The 20,728-nt window shown below is 36.7% G+C and carries 20 protein-coding genes and 1 pseudogene; 11 read left to right on the forward strand and 10 right to left on the reverse strand.

The window, feature by feature from the left end; all coding sequences use genetic code 11:
* Positions 1–124: 124 nt before the first annotated feature.
* The gene (locus tag FVQ77_04660; GenBank protein MBW8049625.1) at positions 125–934 is read right to left on the reverse strand and encodes an SDR family oxidoreductase; all 810 of its coding nucleotides are present in this window, start codon (positions 932–934) and stop codon (positions 125–127) included.
* A 162-nt stretch (positions 935–1,096) separates the two neighbouring features.
* On the opposite strand from FVQ77_04660, the gene FVQ77_04665 reads away from it, so the two are divergent.
* Entirely contained in the window at positions 1,097–1,321 is a 225-nt protein-coding gene (locus FVQ77_04665; GenBank protein ID MBW8049626.1) for a hypothetical protein, read from the forward strand.
* A gap of 230 nt (positions 1,322–1,551) precedes the next feature.
* On the opposite strand, the gene FVQ77_04670 is transcribed toward FVQ77_04665, so the two are convergent.
* Complete coding sequence (locus FVQ77_04670; GenBank protein ID MBW8049627.1) at positions 1,552–1,734, reverse strand: hypothetical protein; 183 nt, start codon at positions 1,732–1,734, stop codon at positions 1,552–1,554.
* 165 nt (positions 1,735–1,899) lie between these two features.
* Positions 1,900–2,040, reverse strand: a pseudogene (locus FVQ77_04675) (enoyl-ACP reductase).
* A gap of 234 nt (positions 2,041–2,274) precedes the next feature.
* On the opposite strand from FVQ77_04675, the gene FVQ77_04680 reads away from it, so the two are divergent.
* The 4 genes from FVQ77_04680 to FVQ77_04695 all read left to right on the forward strand — a co-directional run bounded on the left by FVQ77_04680 (position 2,275) and on the right by FVQ77_04695 (position 5,362).
* Positions 2,275–2,511: a hypothetical protein gene (locus tag FVQ77_04680; GenBank protein MBW8049628.1), complete on the forward strand. Its 237-nt coding sequence runs from the start codon at positions 2,275–2,277 to the stop codon at positions 2,509–2,511.
* A 127-nt stretch (positions 2,512–2,638) separates the two neighbouring features.
* Complete coding sequence (locus tag FVQ77_04685) at positions 2,639–2,860, forward strand: hypothetical protein (protein ID MBW8049629.1); 222 nt, start codon at positions 2,639–2,641, stop codon at positions 2,858–2,860.
* Positions 2,857–3,444 (forward strand): hypothetical protein, encoded by a 588-nt coding sequence (locus FVQ77_04690; protein ID MBW8049630.1) that lies wholly within the window; start codon positions 2,857–2,859, stop codon positions 3,442–3,444. The genes FVQ77_04685 and FVQ77_04690 overlap by 4 nt, the downstream gene beginning before the upstream one ends.
* 4 nt (positions 3,445–3,448) lie before the next feature.
* Positions 3,449–5,362: a T9SS type A sorting domain-containing protein gene (locus FVQ77_04695; protein MBW8049631.1), complete on the forward strand. Its 1,914-nt coding sequence runs from the start codon at positions 3,449–3,451 to the stop codon at positions 5,360–5,362.
* 44 nt (positions 5,363–5,406) lie between these two features.
* On the opposite strand, the gene FVQ77_04700 is transcribed toward FVQ77_04695, so the two are convergent.
* From FVQ77_04700 to FVQ77_04730, 7 genes are all read right to left on the reverse strand, one after another.
* Positions 5,407–5,739 (reverse strand): hypothetical protein, encoded by a 333-nt coding sequence (locus tag FVQ77_04700; protein MBW8049632.1) that lies wholly within the window; start codon positions 5,737–5,739, stop codon positions 5,407–5,409.
* Positions 5,740–5,742: 3 nt separating this feature from the next.
* Positions 5,743–5,961 (reverse strand): DUF433 domain-containing protein, encoded by a 219-nt coding sequence (locus tag FVQ77_04705; GenBank protein ID MBW8049633.1) that lies wholly within the window; start codon positions 5,959–5,961, stop codon positions 5,743–5,745.
* A 287-nt stretch (positions 5,962–6,248) separates the two neighbouring features.
* On the reverse strand, positions 6,249–8,426 hold the full coding sequence (locus tag FVQ77_04710; protein MBW8049634.1) for a T9SS type A sorting domain-containing protein: 2,178 nt from the start codon (positions 8,424–8,426) through the stop codon (positions 6,249–6,251).
* On the reverse strand, positions 8,423–8,785 hold the full coding sequence (locus FVQ77_04715; protein ID MBW8049635.1) for a hypothetical protein: 363 nt from the start codon (positions 8,783–8,785) through the stop codon (positions 8,423–8,425). Before FVQ77_04715 ends, FVQ77_04710 begins: the two co-directional genes overlap by 4 nt.
* A gap of 84 nt (positions 8,786–8,869) precedes the next feature.
* Entirely contained in the window at positions 8,870–9,124 is a 255-nt protein-coding gene (locus FVQ77_04720) for a GIY-YIG nuclease family protein (GenBank protein ID MBW8049636.1), read from the reverse strand.
* Positions 9,125–9,162: 38 nt separating this feature from the next.
* Positions 9,163–11,331: a S9 family peptidase gene (locus tag FVQ77_04725; GenBank protein MBW8049637.1), complete on the reverse strand. Its 2,169-nt coding sequence runs from the start codon at positions 11,329–11,331 to the stop codon at positions 9,163–9,165.
* 139 nt (positions 11,332–11,470) lie between these two features.
* Entirely contained in the window at positions 11,471–12,259 is a 789-nt protein-coding gene (locus tag FVQ77_04730; GenBank protein ID MBW8049638.1) for a hypothetical protein, read from the reverse strand.
* Between the two features lie 139 nt (positions 12,260–12,398).
* Between FVQ77_04730 and FVQ77_04735 the strand changes: the two genes are divergently transcribed.
* The 6 genes from FVQ77_04735 to FVQ77_04760 form a co-directional block, all read left to right on the forward strand.
* Positions 12,399–13,187 carry a polysaccharide export protein EpsE gene (locus tag FVQ77_04735; GenBank protein MBW8049639.1) on the forward strand — a complete coding sequence of 263 codons (789 nt, stop codon included), beginning with the start codon at positions 12,399–12,401 and terminating at the stop codon, positions 13,185–13,187.
* Positions 13,188–13,226: 39 nt separating this feature from the next.
* The gene (locus FVQ77_04740; protein MBW8049640.1) at positions 13,227–15,737 is read left to right on the forward strand and encodes a polysaccharide biosynthesis tyrosine autokinase; all 2,511 of its coding nucleotides are present in this window, start codon (positions 13,227–13,229) and stop codon (positions 15,735–15,737) included.
* 69 nt (positions 15,738–15,806) lie between these two features.
* A complete protein-coding gene (locus FVQ77_04745) occupies positions 15,807–16,478 on the forward strand; it encodes a capsular biosynthesis protein (GenBank protein ID MBW8049641.1) in 672 nt (223 codons plus the stop codon).
* 60 nt (positions 16,479–16,538) lie between these two features.
* On the forward strand, positions 16,539–18,242 hold the full coding sequence (gene recJ / locus FVQ77_04750) for a single-stranded-DNA-specific exonuclease RecJ (protein MBW8049642.1): 1,704 nt from the start codon (positions 16,539–16,541) through the stop codon (positions 18,240–18,242).
* Entirely contained in the window at positions 18,239–18,970 is a 732-nt protein-coding gene (gene lptB / locus FVQ77_04755) for an LPS export ABC transporter ATP-binding protein (protein ID MBW8049643.1), read from the forward strand. Before recJ ends, lptB begins: the two co-directional genes overlap by 4 nt.
* A 594-nt stretch (positions 18,971–19,564) precedes the next feature.
* Positions 19,565–20,728 (forward strand): tetratricopeptide repeat protein (locus FVQ77_04760; GenBank protein ID MBW8049644.1); only part of this gene is annotated, 1,164 nt, incomplete at its 3' end.

Below are 20,728 nucleotides of genomic sequence, written 5' to 3' on the forward strand. Positions count from 1 at the left end.
TCCACTCTAAAAAGTGTTTTTGGTTCTCGCAAAGGCGCAAAGAGCGCAAAGTTATATACTTAACTAATTGATATTCAATCCTTTGCGAACTTTGCGTCTTTGCGAGAAACGATTTCTTTTCAATTTATTGGTATTTCTCCAAAATCGATTCACTGGCCAGTGTAAACGAAAATCCACCATCGTGAAAGAGATTTTGCATAGTGACCATCCTGGTGAGGTCAGAGAAAAGCGTAACACAGTATTCAGCACAACTTTCAGCGCTTGCATTTCCTAATGGAGCCACATCCTGAGCATAGTTATAGAAAGAATCAAAGCCTTTTATTCCTGATCCGGCTGTGGTCATAGTTGGAGATTGTGAGACAGAGTTGATCCTTACGTTCTTTGCTTTGCCGTAATAATATCCATAGTTCCTGACGATTGATTCAAGCATTGCTTTGGCCTCTGTCATATCTTTGTAGCCGGGTAAGGTTCTTTGTGCAGCTATATAGGATAGCGCTACCACTGAACCCCATTCATTTATGGCATCTAATTTCTGGGCGGTTTGCAGCAGCTTATGCAGTGAAAGGGCAGAAATATCCAGCGTTTTCAGGAAAAAGTCGTGGTTCAGGTCAGTGTATTCCTTTCCTTTTCTCACGTTGGGCGACATGCCTATGGAATGTAGAACGAAATCTATTTTTCCGCCCAATACTTCCATTGATCTTTTGAAAAGACTTTCAAGGTCTTCTATTAAGGTAGCATCCGCAGGAATGACTTCGGTTTTACAGGTTTCAGCTAATTTGTTGATCGCTCCCAATCTGAGAGCAACAGGCGCGTTTGTAAGGGTAAATGTAGCGCCTTCTTCATAGGCTTTAGCGGCCACTTTCCAGGCGATTGACTTTTCGTCCAAAGCGCCAAAGATGACGCCTTTTTTGCCTTTTAAGAGATTGTATGACATAATTACGTTTATTCGTTAAGTATCCGATGCAAATATACATTTTTTTTACTTTTTCTTGTTTGTTAAAAAAAAGATGTACATTCGCCCCGATCATGAATTACCATTATAAACATATTTTCTTTACTATTTTTGATAAATGGAAACTTTCTTATCCGTCAACCGGTGGATAAGAAAGCTGCTTCATATTTAAAGCTGAGCGATACTATGCTGTACTTAAATAAAGTGCGGGATGGTGTCGCTTTTTTTATTTCAATTTTTATTGTCATTCCGAGTGCAGGGAAGGGTAAAAGTGATGGGGCGAACGAGGAATCTCCTGATAAAAGAGCAGGTACAATTAATCAACCCTGCCCCGATTTTGTCGGGGCAATTAAAACAATGAAACAATGAAACAATCAAAAAAAGGAATGTACGGACGAGGCATGTTGGAGCGCAACGTAAATCCAGTACACAAAGTGTCGGGGCAATGTCTCAATAACTAATGACAAATGATTATAGTTTAGTACGGTTTTGAATGTTCTTTTTTATCGACCTTACGATCATAAAGTAACACTAAAAGGATACTAATTAGCCCTATACCGGCAATAACAGTGAATGTGATTTCAATAGGTGTCATAAATTTATTCTTTTTTGTTAAGTATATATCCTAAAATAATAAAAAAAATAGTTCCAAAAATGCCGATAATAACAAGATACATAGAAAACTTATCAGAAATAATATTAGCCAGAACAAAGGCAGCAAGTAATAACTTACTTATGTCGTATGAATATTTTGCAAGATTTTCCCGTTGTGTTTTATTCATATCGCAAAATTACAATTATTTATTTAACAAACATAATAAATAACAATCACAATTAACAATTAAAAAGGAGGTAAACAATTATGAAAACAAAACTTAACCTTGCGAAAAGAAACTTCCTAAGAGACGTCCAAATTGGGCGTCTCTACGGAAGTTTAACAGCAATCATCTGAGAGCAACAGGCGCGTTTGTAAGGGTAAATGTAGCGCCTTCTTCATAGGCTCTATCGGCCACTTTCCAGGCGATTGACTTTTCGTCCAAAGCGCCAAAGATGATGCCTTTTTTGCCTTTTAAGAGATTGTATGACATAATTACGTTTATTCGTTAAGTATCCGATGCAAATATACGAATGTTATGTTGGAATTTCAATGTTTTGATTTATTGGAACTTTTGTTGGATTATAAAATTAATATTGTAATTTTACCTCAATATTTTTAACTTACGAAATTTAGGTCTTTTAATTTTCAAAAAGCTGACTTTATGGACAGACACTAATTAAGGAGTGGCTTGCTAATAAGAGCTAATGATATTTAATAAATATTGATGGATAAAGATACAATTGAAAGAAAATTAAAAGCAGAGCTGGTGCTTTTTCAAATGTATGTGATATTATTGATGGGTGTAGTTACCGGAGATATAAATTTATTGTTAAATTATATTAACGATTATTATGAGCTAATATTAAATTTATTAATTTTCGGTGTAATTATTTTTGTTTTTATATTGACATTAGCTTTTCATTCATTTTTTAAAATTAAAAAATTAACCAAAAATAATTAATATGTTATTTGTATTTATTATAGGGGGTCTGTTAATTACTTTTTTTGGTTTAATTTTAATAATTGAACTTAAAGAAACCTTATCAGATAAAAAATAAAATCCAGGCCTGCGACAGTACTTAAATAAATTGCGGGATGGTGTCGCTTTTTTCATTTCAATTTTTATTGTCATTCCGAGTGCAGGGAAGGGTAAAAGTGATGGGGCGAACGAGGAATCTCCTGATAAAAGAGCAGGTACTTCAAAAAAGGAGATTCCTCGCTCAGCTATTCTCACTGGCCAACGCTCCGCCTGGAATGACAATAATAGAAAAAAAAGACATTTTATATCTTTGGACAATATTGCTCAATGAATAAGTCGGATTTTTATAAACTGCTTCACAGACGACTTGCACAAAATGCAATAGGAGCATCTACAATTCGCAATCAAGGTGACAAAGGACTAATTAAAATTTGCCGCGACTATTTGGAACATAAAATTGATTTGACAGAGTTTTTTAATTCACTTTCGGATAGTACTGAATACAGAAAGTTTCTCAATCGACATACAAATGCAATTGTTAAACTTTTTCCGAAAACAGCCAAAAGCTGGGGTGCGGCACGCAAAGGACTGAATTTATTTCTGCGTGACTTAACTTACAACAAATACTTCGCAGACAAATTTAATTTGCCGACCGACTTTCACCTGAACAACAATAAACTTAAAAATCTTGAAGTGCCATTAGACAATTATGTTGCAAAAGAGTTGTGTAAATACTTTAAAGGACAACTAAGTAAATGGAAAGGCATAAAACATTTGAAACTTCCAGAAAATGACAAGTATCAAATAAAAGCAAAAGAATTAGCGAAAGAAAAAGATATTGCACGAGTTCACTTGGACTTAGAATTTTGGAGAAACAGAAACCAAAAACAAAAAAATAAAATCACCAAAATCTAACAAAATGAAAAAACTATTTACAATTTTAGGGTTATCCGTAGCTGTTTTTAGCTATGGTCAAAGCAACTATTCTGCTCAATTTGATGGGATAGATGATTATATTGAAATTGCACATGCTGATACTTTTAATTTTGGTTCTGGTGATTTTACAATAATGCATTGGTGGAAATCAGGACCAACTAATGGTCATATTGGAGGTGGTGTAGTAAAAATTAGTAGTTTTAATAATCAATATTGGGATATAAGTATTGCACAATCACCTAACAATTTTAAACCTGCTTTTCATATTAATAATGGAAACTTTGACACTCCTGGTGATTATTTAGCACCTGCAATAACAGAAGTAGATGATAGTAGTTGGCATTTTTTAGCAGGCGTAAGAAATGCTGATACAATCCACATTTACATAAATGGTGTTTTAGAAGGTTCATTTACCATGCCAGCAAATGTAAATCCTGATAATATTGGTCCTATTAAGATAGGTAATACACAAGGTGATACTGTTGTAGGTATTCATAGTATTGATGATGTTTCCTTGTGGAATTATGCTCTTGATTCCACTGAAATACAACAATACATGAACTGTCCACCGTCTGGTAATGAAAATGGATTAGTAGGATTTTGGAATTTTGAACAAGGCACAGGAACAACTATTTCAGATATTACCGGAAATGGAAATAATGGAACAATCTATGGAGCATTGTGGAGTACTGATGTACCAAACGTTACATCACAGCCCAATTCAAATTTCAGCTTTGTTGATAGTACATTGATTGTTTATTTTTCAGACTCTTCATCTTATGCTACGTCCTGGTACTGGGATTTTGGGGATGGGAATACGGATACCGTTCAAAATCCTACTCATACTTATACAAATTGCGGAACATATTATGTATGTTTAACTGCCATAAACGCATGTGGTTCAGATACTATGTGTGATAGTGTAACTGCAAACAAATCATATTCAACCCCAGCAACCAAAACAATATGTGATGACGACAGCATCTTACTACAAGGAGCCTGGCAAAACACTTCAGGAACATATTTTGATACTGTATTATCTGTGAATAGCTGTGATAGTGTTATTGCCACCACTTTAACCGTAAATCCAACATATTCTACTCCAGCAACAGCAACGATCTGCTCCAACGACAGCATCTTACTACAAGGCGCATGGCAAAACAGCGCTGGAATATACTATGATACTGTTAGCACATTAAGCGGCTGCGACAGTGTAATAGCAACCTCTTTAACGGTAAATTCATCTTACATCATCAGTAATACAGCAGAGATCTGTAACGGAGACAGCATCCTTTTGGACGGTACATATCAGACTGCAGCAGGAACTTATTACGATACCTTATCAACCGGTAATAATTGTGACAGCATTATTGAAACAGCTTTAACCTTAAACCCGCTGCCGGCTAAACCTGTTATTTCGCAAAACGGCAATATTTTAGCATCAAGCCCTGCTGTTGCTTATCAGTGGTATTATTTTGATACACTTATTGGAGGCGCAGTATCACAATTCTATACTGCAACCCAGAGCGGATTTTATTCGGTAAGGGTTACAGATGCAAATGGCTGTTCGTCAATTTCAGATCCCTTTAGTTTGACCATTTCTGACATTCCAAACCTGCAAGGTTTACAAAACCTTACAGGTTTAAAGATATATCCCAATCCCAATACAGGTGAATTTATTATTGAGATCAAAAACCCACGAGGTTTTCAAAACCTCGTGGGTTTGGAAATTAAATTGCTCAATACAATTGGTCAGGTAATATACGAAGAAAAGCTAAACAAAATCAAAGGAACTTATCAAACCAAAATTGACCTGAGCGGCTATGCAAAGGGCATATACACTTTAACAATTACAAGCAACGAAGGGGTGATCAATAAGAAGATAATTATTGAATAGCAGCGCTTCTTATAATTTTCTTTTGTTTATTTTTTTTTATACTTTCACCTAAGTATCAAAATTCCTGTTTCTTCATGTTGAGAGAGATTTAGAATTTCCTTATAATGATCTCTTAACAATGATTCAATTATTTTTGTGGAGCAATTACCTCTTTTTATCCAAATGACCTTTGGTGGATATCCATGAAAGAACACACGCTCACTAAAATCCGCATCTTTAGTAATGATGATATAATTTTCCTTTTTTGCAAAAGACCACACTTTATCATCACTTTCTTTATCTAATCCGATTGTTTGAACGTGTAAACTGTTTTCAAAAAGATCTTCCAGGCTTAAAATTAATTTAGGAGATAAGTTCTGATCAAAAAGCAGTTTCATAGATTAAGCAACTAATTGGGAGCGTTCCCTGTCTGCTGCATAGCTGAGGCAGGCTAGTATATCTTCTCTTGTTAAATAGGGAAAGTCATTCAAAATTTCATCTAATGACATACCAGATGCTAAATATTCTAAGACATCATAAACTGTAATACGCATTCCTCTGATGCAGGGCTTACCTCCTCTCTTCCCTGGTTCTATGGTTATTATTTTCTTATAATCCATCGTAATGACTTTAATTTAACGTATTGGAATTACAATGTTTTAAATAAACTGATATTTAAATCTATCCTTTGTACTCTTAATGAACAGTTACTGGGCTCTGGTTACTGGGTTCTGGTTTATTTGCTTTCGGTAGGCAGGTTGGTAATTCTTTCTGACATTATTCACTACCATCACCCAGTACCCAGTGCCCAGTACCCAGTAACTAACTTATTATTTTTACAGTTATTGTTTCATTTTAAAGATACTAAGACATAAATGCCGCGCTACAGATCTGCTTATTGTACTAATCAGTACTTAACTACCTTTCTCTTTCGCACCTGGTTCTTTGTTTCAAGCGTCATTATGTATGAACCGGCACTGATGCTTTCACAGTTTATTTCCGTTTCATACAACCCTTCCTGCATCTTGCCGGAATTTTTGATATACACAGTCTTTCCTGCAGCATCTGTTAACCGGATATGTACATCTGTTGGCTGGAATATATAATACTGTAATAATATATTGCCTGTGAAAGGGTTGGGATAGATGCCGAATAACACGATGTCGTTATATTTGGCAAAAAAATCATCAATTGCTACAGATGAATTTACTGCGATGATCACCATTGCCGTATCACAAACAGATGGGGCAGCGCTGTCACAAATAGCGTAGATGATGGTATCGGTTCCGGTGAAACCTGGATTTGGCGTGTATTCTATGCTATCGCCATTCAGCACATTTGCGATACCGTTGGCCGGACCTGAAACAATAGAAGTCATCAGGGCGGCACAATTGAGGTAGTTATCGTTGTTCTGTACGTCTATTACAACGGTGGTTCCTGTATCGGTAGAAACAACATCATCATTTGCTTCGGGGATATACTGTTTATTTGGCGTAGTGGGAGCCTGGGGTTGAAGGGGAGAGAGTTGCTGTGAGGCAGTGGTGGTTCCGTTCAAAAACCTTTCCTGGTCATTGACATACCAGGATTCAGCATAGTTATCTTCAAATAATAAACTATCAACGGTAGTTACGAAATACCAGTCGGCTTGTGTGCGTGTTTTGTTAATATCAACAATGAGGTATCCCTTTTCCTCCAGGTTGACATATTTCATATGAGGATTGAGTAATTTAATTAAAGATGCGCCCCCAGGTAAAGTAATGGGAAGTGCAGCAGAGGTAACGCTTGTTGTTACAAACTCAACACCAACTGACCCTGAGTTAGGAGGGTCATAATTGCCAAACGGCAGATCGTTTGCCCAGGAAGTATGAATATCACCTGTCAAAACTACTATATTATTGATGTTTTTGTTCATAATATCATTAAACAATTTATCTCTTTCCACAGGATAACCATCCCATTGATCGGTGTTAACCGGGGTATAGGTAGGCCAGCCAAGAGTTAAAGGAGCTACCATCACCTGCTGCCCAACGATCTTCCATTGCGCGGTGGAGCTGTCAAGTTTGTTGATAAGCCAGTTGTATTGCTGGGGGCCTAATAATGTCCTTGTGGTATCATTTAGGCTGGAAGAAGTTGCTCCTACCTGTTCAACACGTGCTTCTAACCGCGTGTCAAGCATGATAAGGTCTGCCAAATCACCGAAGGTGAATTTCCTGTATATGCGCTGGTAGGTATTAGGATCCGGCAGCCGGATGGGCAGCCACTCGTGATGTGCCTGCACGCCTGCTGCTTTGCGGTCTTCCCAGCTTCCTTCTGTAGTGGTATCGTGGTTCTCTGCCCCTCCTGTCCATGAATTGTTTGCTGTTTCGTGATCATCCCAGATCACGATGAAGGGGTATTGCTGGTGTAATGCCCTTAGCTGGGGGTCAAGATGGTATTGTGAGTAGCGGATCCTGTAATCGTTTAAAACTATGATCTCACTATCTGGTTCATGTACCCTGCCGGTAACAGTGTCAAGTGAGTATCCCCCTCCGGCAGCATACTCGTAAATATAATCGCCTAAGTGCAGAATGGCATCTATATCATTTCGGTTAACAATTCTTTCGTACGCATTGTAATAGCCATGCTCAAAGTGAGCACATGATACCACTGCAAAGCGAATGCTGTCAACGTCTCCCAACGGTGTAGTCTTTGTTCTGCCTATCAATGAGTTTTTACCAAGGGCCCTAAATTCATAGTAATAGTATGTGTTTGGCTGTAAACCGTCAACATCCACTTTCACGGTATAATCAACAGAATCGCTGGTATATGTGATGCCAGCGTTGACAATTTGCGTAAAATTGGTATCAACAGCCATTCTCCAGCACACCTTGATAATACTGTCTGTGGAAATGGTATCCGGGGTAACCCTTGTCCAGATGATCACTTTGTCAGTAAGGGGGTCGCCTGATGCTACACCGTGATAGAAAGGTGCATAGTTAGGGTCAAGGTCAATGCGTTTGGCAGTGTTCAGATAATCCTGGGCTTTTAATATCACTCCGTTAGCTAAGATTAATATTATTAGAATAAATAAATAGATCTTTTTCATGGTTTTGCTTCTATTTTTTCAAGGATTTTAATTTGTCTTTCAGAACTTTCGTTGATCCTTTCCAGGCTTTTGATTTGTCTTTCAGAACTTTCGTTGATACTCTCATTGATTCTTTCAAGAATTTTTGCTTGTCTTTCACCGCTCTTTTGTATCTCTACAAAGCTTTTTTCTTGCCTTTCACCACTTTTTTGTATTTGCAACAGTATTCCACTTTGGTTTTTTAGTAATTCACTATGATTTTTCAATTCCTTGCTGTTTTGTTTTCTAACGTCCCTGATAAACCATGCAATAGTAACGATTCCAGCTACTAATGTCATAAAGGTTGCTACTAATGTTATGAAGGTAATTATTGGTTCCATGGTAAAAAGATTTTTGTTTAATTTAAGTCAAAGTTACCAATTTCTAATCGAAGTTCCAAACTGCTTACCCCGCCCTTTTGATTATTAATGTAATGAGTTTTTTAATCGTTTTTTTAAATGACCTATTACACTACCATGATGCTTTAGCTTATGTTCGCGGTCTAATGCGTCATTTTTATCTAAAAAAGCTTCATAATAAACCAATTGTAAAGGGGTATAATATTTAGTAGATTTTACTTTACCTTCATCATGTTCTAACAGTCTTCTTTTCACGTCAGGAGTACTTCCAATATATATAAAATCCTTTTTTTTACTTTTTAATAGATAAACATAATACATAATATATCTGTCTTAAACTAATAATCAAAAGGGCGGGGCTACTGAATATCCGGCTCCATTCCCAAATTATAAAACACAAACGACAACACATCGGTCCATTCGTCTATCCGTTTTGAAGTTGGTTTTCCTGCACCATGACCTGCTTTTGTATCAATGCGAATCAATACAGGGGCAGTTCCTGCTTGTTTTTCCTGTAACGTGGAGATAAATTTAAATGAGTGTGCCGGCACTACCCGGTCATCATGGTCGGCAGTGGTGACTAATGTGGCAGGATAGTTAACGTTTCCTGCTACGTTATGTAGAGGCGAGAAACTGTACAGGTTAAAAAATTGTGTGGAATCTTCACTGGAGCCGTATTCAGAAACCCATGCCCAACCGATAGTAAATTTATGGAAACGCAACATGTCCATAACACCTACTCCGGGCAAAGCTACTTTATAAAGATCAGGCCGCTGGGTCATGCAGGCGCCCACCAATAAGCCACCGTTTGAACGGCCTGAAATGGCTAATTTATCGGGAGAAGTATATTTCTGTTCAATAAGATATTCAGCAGCAGCAATGAAGTCATCAAATACGTTTTGTTTATTTAACAACATACCCCCTTTATGCCACTCTTCGCCATATTCTCCGCCCCCTCTCAAGTTTGGCACAGCGTAAACGCCACCATTTTCCAGAAAAGGCAATAAATGAAGCTGAAATCTGGGGGTAATGCTGATATTAAAGCCCCCGTAACCGTAAAGATAGGTTGGATTATTGCCATTTAATTCAAGTCCCTTTTTGTGCACTATAAATATGGGAATTTCAGTGCCATCTTTGCTTTTATAAAAGTTTTGTGTAGTTTGATAATCAGATTCAACAAATTCTATTTTTGGCCTTTTGAATAAAGTAGTTTGTTTTGTTTTTAAATCATACCTGTAAATAGTTGTAGGAATAACAAAAGAGGTGAACGAATAAAATACGAACCGGTCATCTTTTTTCCCCTTGAAGCCATTTGCAGACCCCAATGCGGGAAACAGTATTTCATCAACTTTATAAAAGGCAATGTATCTTTTACGTTCATAAACCATAACCCTGCTGCAGGCATTCATCATATAATTGACAAAAAGCTTTTGTCCTGCATAAGAGATCTTATGTATAACCAGTTCATTCTCAGGAATTAATTCTTTCCAGTTTTCCTGTTTTGGAGGATTTGTATTGATTAATATTACACGGTATTTTGGTGCATTCAAGTTTGTTTTTACAATAAGCTTTTGATCAATATTTCCAATTACAGAATAATGATTTTCAAAATTATCTACAATGGGCGTTATACCCTTACTCGGATCAGAGAGGTTTGGATCTTTTAACAAGTCCATAAAATATAGTGCATTTTTTTCAGAAGCGCCTTTGGAGATATACAATATTAAGAAGCGTTCGTCTTCTGTAGTATTTGCATATACATTACGCAAAGGATGCTCCTTATCTTCATAAATTAACAGGTCTTTATCCTGGGAAGTGCCAATTTTATGATAATAGAGTTTATGAAATTCATTTTTAGATTCAAGCTCTTTTCCTTTTTTAGGAGCATCGTAACGGCTGTAAAAGAATCCATCTTTGTACCAGGCGATATCTGAAAATTTGATCCACTTTAAATGATCATCCAGCGGTTTTTTAGAGTCAATGTCTATTACAAAAAACTCATTCCAGTCTGAGCCGCCTTTTGCAATACCGTATCCTAAAAGTTTCCCGTCATTGGAAATGCTTGTGTTGGTAAGCGAAACCGTGCCATCCTCCGATAACAGGTTGGGGTCTAATAACATTTCAGGCTCTGAATCCAGGTCTTTCTGCATATAAAATACGGATTGATTTTGAAGCCCATCATTTTTGAAAAAGAAATAATGGTTTCCGGCTTTTACGGGCGGAGAATACCTGGGGTAATTCCACAATTCTTTGAGGCGATTTTTGATTTTTTGCCGGTAAGGGATTTTTTCAAGATAGCTGAAGGTTACTTCATTTTGCGCTTTCACCCAGTCAGCTACAGCCGAAGAGTCTGAAACTTCAAGCCAGCGGTAAGGGTCAGCTACTTTTGTACCAAAGTAATCGTCTACATGGTCTATCTTTGCTGTTTTGGTATATACCGGTTTTACATTTTCTCTTGACTCTTTGATTGTACAAAAGGTCGTTGAAAATGAGATAAGAACGAGGAAAAGGAGATTTTTAGTTTTCATATCGCAAAAGTAGTATTATTTTTTCAGTATTCCAATATTATTAAGGAGTCCACTCTAAAAAGTCTTTTTTGCCACAAAAGCACAAAAACACAAAATCCCACTAAAAATTAACTAATTGATTTTCAGGGTTTTGTGGGATTTAGTGCTTTGGTGTTTTGGTGGCATTTTTATTTTTTGGACTTATTAGAGTGGACTCAATCTTGTTTTTTAAAAATATTGTCCTTCTCCAAAATAAAGCAATAGCAAAAAGCAATAATATTTCCCCAACAGCAAATAAATACCAATTATAATCAGTCGGAACATATTGTGCAACTGCCTGTTGGAAATTTGTTGTAAATCCTTCTTTTATAAGCAGTTTAGTATAATCCCACATAAAAGTAAAAAGTATTATCAACGAACCTGAAAATAACAATACCCACTCTGTTAAATTAATTTTTACTGTATAATCTTTTTGTGTTTTATTCTCCGCGTTCTGCCTTGCCAAATGGTGGGGCTCTGCGCTAATTATGCATCCAGCTAACAAAATCATTGTTACAGAACAGATCACGGGTGCTAAAACGGGACCAACCCATACTATTGGAATGAGAAATAATATGTCCCAGGTCAGAAGCGATGGTGGCCAATCCAGGAAAACTTTTAAACCCACGTAATATAAAATATCCCACACAGCGAAGCAATAAATAAAGTAAGCTAATCTTTCATAAAAATTTTTCCCACAAATGATACCGATAATACATAGCATTACAATGGTGGAGATCTCTCTTATCAGTTCAACAACAAATACATTGGGAGTCATAATTTTTATAGGGAACTGAAAGCCTTCGGGATAATACAATTCTCGCAGGTAGACAACCACTGCGGCTTCAAAAAATCCCATGGCGATACAGAAAATGGTCAGTAATAGCAAGGCTTTTGAGGGGGGTGTCATTAATTTATTCATTGAGTAAAGTTATAAAAAATATTAACTAAATCTGTAACTTTGCAGAAAAATAAAAACCTTTTTAAAATCACCTTTAACTTTTAATTGGTATTAACTAACATTAATTATCAATTCTAATTCGTAAATAATGCCCAAAACAATTTACTACTATACAATATATGCCTTGTTTATCTTATGTTTAATTTCCTGCCGGGGATACAAACAAAATATAATGTTCAAAACAGAAAAGAGCGTTTTTGCTGTTGAATTAAAAGGAGCTGTAAAAAAAGCTGAAAGAAATTATGTGATCAGAAAAGATGATTATCTGGGTATAAGGGTTTACACAAATTATGGCGAAAGTCTCATAGACCCCAACATGGAATTATTCAGGGATGGTAACCGCAACGTTCAAAGTTATGAAGACAGACAAAAGTATTTGGTAAAGTATGACGGATTTGTGAAATTGCCAATGGTTGGTAAGATAAAGTTAGATGGCCTGACATTGAACCAGGCAGATAGTTTGTTAGAGCGAAGATATTCGGAGTTTTATGAAGATGTATTTTGTGTTACCAAATTGTTAAATAGACGAGTGGTCGTACTTGGAGCAATTGGAGGGCAGGTTGTCCCGTTAGAAAATGAAAACATGAATTTATTGGAGATATTAGCTTTAGCGGGAGGTATCGATAACTTATCCAAAGTACAGAATATCCGTATAATAAGGGGAGACTTAAAAGATCCTGATATTTATCTTATAGACTTATCTACGATTGAAGGCATGAAACAAGCCAATCTGAATGTACAGCCCAATGATATCATTTATATAGAACCTGTGCGTAAAGTATTGATAGAATCTGTTAGAGATATAAGTCCTATATTAGCCGTTGTTACAAATATTATTACGCTGATATTAATTATTATAACCTTATCACAACCATAGTAAGATAATACTTAAAATTATAAACTTGCGCATTAAAAAATGGAAGAGAGTTACAAATATAATGCACCTTCTGGTGGCAACAATTTGCCTCAAACAGGCTTTGTTCAGCAAGCCGATGGTAGTGACCGTTTAGGAGATTTAGATATTGATAAGCTCTTATTGATATTGCGAAAAAATATTGTTTGGATAGCAATTATCCTTATTCTACCCTTAACTATTGCATTTCTGTACATTCGTTACACAAAACCTTTATACGAATCATCTTCAATTTTGAAGTTAAATATCAAAAACGATGCAGGGGTTTTAGGCTTACAAGGAGTTGAAGGATCAACCTGGGGGAATTTAATACTTAATAATCTGTCAGGCGAGATTGAGCTTATTAAATCTAAACTGATATATGACCAGGTAATTGATAATATCAATTATGACGTAAGCTATTATGCTTATGGCAGGTTTCTCTATGATGAAAGATATAAAAACGCTCCATTTAAAGTAGAACATGAAATAAAAAATCAGGCATTTTACAGCACAAAATTTGATGTGGATATTTTAGATAACGATGAATTTAGGTTGACATATTACATTGGTGAAAAACCGGTAAGTAATACCTATAAGTTTGCTCAAAAAATTGAGAACAAAGATTTTGTTCTCACATTATATAAAACCGATTTTTTATCAGAAGGAGATGCGGAAAAGGGAAAAAGTCTGGTGTCTTCTTTTATTAAAAATATTCTGACCTGGATCGGTATTGGTACAAATGGTAATAATAGTGGTTATTTTTTTAGAGTAAACAGCAAAGCGGCTTTAACGAATTACATGGCAAACAACCTGTCCGTACAAATTTTGAATGTAAATGCCAATACGATTAAAATATCATTGAAAGATTATAACAGGGTCAAAGCACAGGATTTTGTCAATGCTATTGATTCGGTTTATTTAAAGCAAACAATAGAAAACAAGAATAAGGCAAGCGAGCAAACCATTGCTTTTGTAGATGATCAATTGGTCTTAACCGAAGTAAAGCTGCAAAAATATGAACTTGAATTAGAGCGGTTTCTCAGAGAAAATAAAACAGCAAATGTCCAAACGGTTTTTTCAAAGTTCGTAGAGAAAATTGAAGAGTTGGAAAAACAAAGATTAGCGTTAAAAATACGGGCTTTGTTGCTGCATGATTTGATAAACATTATAAAATCAAATCAGGACCTAAGCCAATTTATACCTTCCCTTTCGCTGCCTTCAGGGTCAAAGTTAATACAATTAACAGAAGAACTAAACAAGCTGCAGGAAGAAAGAAACCTGCTATTGTCTTCAAATAAAGAAAATACCTTCGTTGTTAAGAAAAAAGATATCCGGATCGAAAATCTTAAAAAAAATCTAATAAGGCAGATTGGCTTGAATAAAGAAATGCTGGAAGAACAAATAGAAGAATATAACAATAAGATCAGTTCAACGGAGAAAGTAATTTTGAGTCTTCCATCTAAAGAAACTGCATATACCCGTATTAAAAGATTTTATGATCTGTATGAGAAATTTTATCTCCTTTTAATGGAAAAAAGAGCGGAATTTGGAATAGCTAAGGCAGGGACGATACCTGAATTTGTAATATTATCACCTGCCAATATCTCTGACACTCCTATTTCACCCAATGTAATGATGGCATACATGATAGGCATATCTATAGGTATGTTTTTATGCATAGCGCTTATCGCGGGCAAATACATGCTGCACAATACCATTACGGGGGTCGAAGAATTAGAAAAGATAACCCCAACACCTATACTGGGTATAGTCCCTGTTTTTGACAAGAAAAAAATCTCTGTATCCCCGCTGCTTGTGAGTGACCATCCTAAATCAGCAATAAGTGAAGCATTACGATCCATCAGAACCAATCTTGAGTTTATATGTCCAAATAAAAAGAAAAAATTGATTACAATTACTTCCAGTATTAGTGGGGAAGGGAAGACTTTTATTGCAATCAATTTGGGTGGAATAATTTCACTATCAAATACGAAGGTTTTAATATTGGACCTGGATTTGCGAAAACCGAGAATCCATCAAACCTTTGGGGGAGAAAACAAAATCGGGATCAGCACTTTTCTGATAGGTAAAAACAGCATTGAAGATTGTATCCAAAGAACCCCTGTTAAATCACTTGATTACATTTCGGCTGGCCCGATACCCCCCAATCCATCTGAATTAATATTGATGCCGCAGTTCGATAAAATGATCAATAGTTTATTTAAGCAATACGATGTAATTATTATTGATACTCCCCCTGTTGGATTGGTCACTGATGCCGTATTGGTTATGAAAAATGCAGATATTCCGATTTATATTGTCAGGGCTGGCTATTCCAAAAAAGGTTTTGAAAAAATTATTAGCAAGCTCGTCACCCGGAATGAGTTCGTAAAACTCTCTATTATTTTAAATGCATTTGAACATCATGACGGTGCCGGATATGGTTATGGCTATGGCTACGGATATTATGAAGATGAAAACGATGTACAATTGCCGTGGATAAAAAGAGTGTTTGCAAAAACAAACCAATAACCAAAAATGCCTAATATATTTAACTTTTTAAAGAAACCTCCTCCCGCACTCCCCCCCATATCAGTTGACATGCATTCACACATTTTGCCGGGCCTGGATGACGGCTCCGGTAATCCCGATGAATCTATTGAAATGATCAAAGTGCTGATAGGTTTGGGCTTCAAAAAGCTGATAACCACCCCTCACATTATGGGTGATTATTACAAAAATACCCCTGAAATAATATTATCAAAGCTTAATGAGTTGAAAGAGATCATTAAAGAAAGAAAAATAGACATTGTACTGGAAAAAGCAGCAGAATATTACCTGGATGAATGGTTTATCCAAAAATTAAAAAATGAAGAAAAACTGCTGACTTTTGGTGATAATTACCTGCTTTTTGAAACGTCTTACCTGAATGAACCCGTCATGCTTAACGAAGCCATTTTCCTTATGAGATCTGCCGGATATAAACCCATAATAGGCCACCCCGAAAGATATACCTACCTTTATTCTGACTTTCAAAAATATAAAAACCTTTATGAGCAGGAAGTATTGTTCCAGTTAAATACCATTTCTTTATCGGGATATTATTCAAAGATGGCAAAAAAGATCGCTCATAAATTGATCGATAACAATATGATACGCTTTGTGGGCTCTGATCTTCATTCTACTAAACAAGCAGCGCTGCTCAAAAATGCTATGAAAACGAAGTATTACAGAAAGGTGTTGGGACTTGATTTAATGAATAATAGACTTTAGTAATATTTATAATTAGTATTCATTCGTATATTAGCATTTTATTACTTTGTATATTTCAATATTATGGAAAAACGCTGGCTTTACAAACCTTCACCAGACGCTGATATAGTCAGTGAGTTATCAAAAGCGATCAATATTAATGAAACTTTAGCCACGATACTGGTTCAGCGCAACATTGAAACCTATGACCAGGCAAAAGATTTCTTTCGACCCGCTCTTAACAAGCTCCACGATCCGTTTTTAATGAAAGATATGGATAAGGCAGTTGCCCGCATGAAAAAAGCGATCAGCAACAACGAAAAGATCCTGATCTATGGTGATTATGATGTGGATGGCACTACATCGGTGGCATTGGTTTATGGCTTCTTGAGAAACAAGTATGAAAATCTTGATTTTTACATTCCTGACAGGTATGTTGAAGGCTACGGCATTTCATTAAAAGGGATTGACTATGCTGCTGAAAATAATTTTTCGCTCATCATTTGCTTAGACTGCGGCATCAAAGCCATTGACCAAATTACCTATGCAAATTCAAAAAATATTGATTTTATAATTTGTGATCATCACCGGCCCGGTGAGGATTTACCTGATGCTTATGCGGTATTAGATCCCAAAAGAGATGATTGCAATTATCCTTTTGATGAACTATCTGGCTGCGGGATAGGATTCAAACTCCTGCAGGCATATTGTATCAGCAATAATATTCCACTTGAAGAATTGTATATACATTTAGACCTGGCAGCCATCAGTGTGGCGGCTGATATCGTGCCGATCAACGATGAAAACAGGATATTCGTTTTTCATGGCCTGAATGTGATCAATAAAAATCCAAGGCCAGGCATAAAGGCATTGCTGGAAATTGCAAGACATAAAAATAACCTGGAAGTAGAAAATATTGTTTTCGTTATTGCCCCGCGCATTAATGCAGCAGGCAGGATAGAGCATGCAAAAAAAGCGGTACATTTATTACTTGCTGAAAATGAAAAAGAAGCACAAGACTTTGCTGAACAGTTACACCATAAAAATGAAGTAAGAAAAGACTTTGATAAAAGCATTACCCGTGACGCTCTTGATATGCTCGAAAATGATGAGTTAAGAAATGCGAAATCAACGGTTTTGTTTAAAGAAGACTGGCACCAGGGCGTAATTGGTATTGTTGCATCCCGTTGTATAGAAAAATATTATAGGCCAACCATTATCCTGACAAAATCCAATGGCCATGCAACCGGCTCTGCCCGTTCAGTATTTGGTTTTGATATCTGTGACGCCATTACCCAATGCAGCGAGCTGCTGGAAAAATTTGGCGGGCACAAGTACGCTGCCGGGTTATCACTCCCGGTAGAAAATATTCCTGCCTTCCAGGAGAAATTTGAGCAGGTTGTTTCTAATAGTATTACAGATGAGCTGCTCATCCCCAAAATTGATGTTGACCTTAAAATTGAACTAAAGCAAATAGATTACAGGTTTTATAATCTATTAAAACAGATTGGCCCTTTCGGTCCTGAAAATATGCAGCCCTTATTTGTTTCAGAATCTGTTCTTGATGACGGTTATCCGCGTATTGTAGGTGAAGAACATTTAAAGATCAGGGTTAAGAAGGATAATTCTTCTTTTATTGACGCAATAGGATTCAGGTTAGCCAGCCATCTTGAAAAGATCAAAAAGGGTATTCCTTTTAATATTGCTTACACAATTGAGGAAAACGAATACCAGGGGATGAAATTTTTGCAGTTGAATTTAAAAGATATTAAATATGAACAATGATTTTAAAAGCTGAAAATCTTGTAAAAAGATACGGCATTCGCACTGTAGTAAACAACGTATCAATAGAATTAGACCAGGGCGAGATTGTAGGTTTGTTAGGACCGAACGGTGCAGGAAAAACCACCTGTTTTTATATGATAGTTGGCCTGGTAAAGCCTAATACAGGGAAAGTCTTTTTAGATGGACAGGCGATCACTTCGCTGCCTATGTACAGACGTGCTAAGTTTGGTTTGGGTTATTTAGCGCAGGAAGCATCTGTTTTCAGAAAACTTACGGTAGAGGAAAATATTCTTGGTGTTTTACAAACAACTGCCCTGGCAAAGAAGGAACAAAAGGAAAAAACGGAACAATTGCTGGAAGAATTTGGCCTGACGCACGTGAGAAAAAATATCGGAACCGTCCTGTCAGGTGGGGAGAGAAGGCGAACTGAAATCGCAAGAGCCTTAGCCGTTGATCCTAAATTTATTCTCCTTGATGAACCCTTTGCGGGCGTAGATCCCATTGCTGTAGAAGATATTCAAACTATTGTTGTAAAATTAAAAACAAAAAATATCGGCATTATTATTAGCGATCATAATGTTGCTGAAACCTTGGCGATCACAGACAGGGCATACCTGCTGTTTGAAGGCAAGATCTTAAAATCCGGCACTGCCGAGGAGCTTGCTGCAGACGAGCAGGTGAGGAGGGTTTACCTTGGGCAGCATTTTGAGCTGAAGAGGAAAATTTAAAGAATATAACCACGAATTACACGAATTTTCACTAATTAAGGGTTAAAAAAAATTAGTGTAATTAGTGGTTTCAAGTATAACAAAAATCTACATTATATTAAAACAGAACCTTTAATTTTTAGGTATGAGCGTTTAGGCTGCAGAAAAATTGATCCTCTTTACCCCTAAATCCCCTAAAGGGGACTTGCCTACCCTCAAGCCACTCCCAAGTACTCGGGATAGGAGAGCGTGGGAATTCCCCCTTTAGGGGGTTAGGGGGTAGCGAAGGAAAGCGAAGAAAATAAGAAAAAGAGGTTCTGTTTTATAATATTGTGGAATATCTGATAATTACGATAAATAAGTGTGCAATAACATGCATTATCTATACATTTTGCTGTTTATGCGAATGTAAATGACTGAATATGTGCGCAAAACAAAAATCTACATTATATTAAAACAGAACCAAAATTTTTTAACACAGAGCACACAGAGTTTTATGAGACACACAGAGAAAGATTATAATCAAAAATAAACGGAGATTAGTTACTCTGTGTAACTCTGTCTTCTCAGTGTACTCTGTGTTAAAATATTAATAAACATTGAAATTCCGATACAATGCGTATTAAATTTTCAATCTTCAATCTTCAATTTACAATTCAAATCGGGGCTTACCTGACCGTTGTACTGCTGGTTGCGGGAGGGAGTTCCCCCTTCAGGGGGTTAGGAGGTGTGGGAGGCAGCGGCAATACTAAAATTGACAGCCTCAAAACCATCATTGAAACCGCAGACCACGACACGACAAAAGCAAAAGCCCTATTAAAATTATCTGAGCAACTATACTTTTCAAATCCTGACACTGCCATTCAACTTTGTGAACAAGCCCTTCACATTTATAAAGAAAAACATATTGAAAAAGGAATTGCAAATGCATACAACCATTTGGGTGCATTTTATAGAGTGAAAAGCGATTATCCGGCAGCATTGGAATACCATAAAAAAGGAATTGAAATTCAAGAAACACTCAATGACAAACAAGGCATGGCTGCCTCCTATAACAACATCGGGATGATTTATAATAATCAATCCTCCTACCCCCAAGCGCTGGAATACTACTTTAAAGCGCTTAAAATATATAAGGAGCTTGGTGAGAAATCAACAGCATTGGCTGCCTTCTATAACAACATCGGGAGTATTTATAAGAATCAATCCTCCTACCCACAAGCGCTGGAATACTACTTTAAATCCCTTAAAATACAAAAGGAACTGGGTGATAAAAAAGGCATGGCTCCCTCCTATAACAACATCGGGGGTATTTATTATAGTCAATCCTCCTACCCCCAAGCGCTGGAATACTTCTTTAAATCCCTTAAAATAAAAGTGCAACTGGGTGATAAACAAGGCATGGCTTACTCCTACACTAACATCGGGAGTTTGTACACTGCGCTATACACCCGGAGCGACAGTCCCGAGTACTCGGGAGTGGTGGGGTGGGCTGCCCAAAATCCAGCCCTGCTGCTTGACACCGCGTTGTATTATCAACAACAAGCCCTTTTGATAAATAAAGAACTCAGCGATGAATACTCTATGACCTACAGCTTATCCGGTATCGGCAGCATTTATGCACAGAAACAGAAATACACCAAAGCCATACAGTACTACCAACAAGCCGCCATGCTCGCAGACAGCATAGGAGCATTGAAACAAGGCAGCGATGCACATTCGGGGCTTGCAGAATGTTACGAGCAGCTCGGCAGCTACAAACTTTCCCTTGAACATTAT

The organism is Cytophagales bacterium, from assembly GCA_019456305.1.
In the GTDB taxonomy this organism is placed as follows: domain Bacteria; phylum Bacteroidota; class Bacteroidia; order Cytophagales; family VRUD01; genus VRUD01.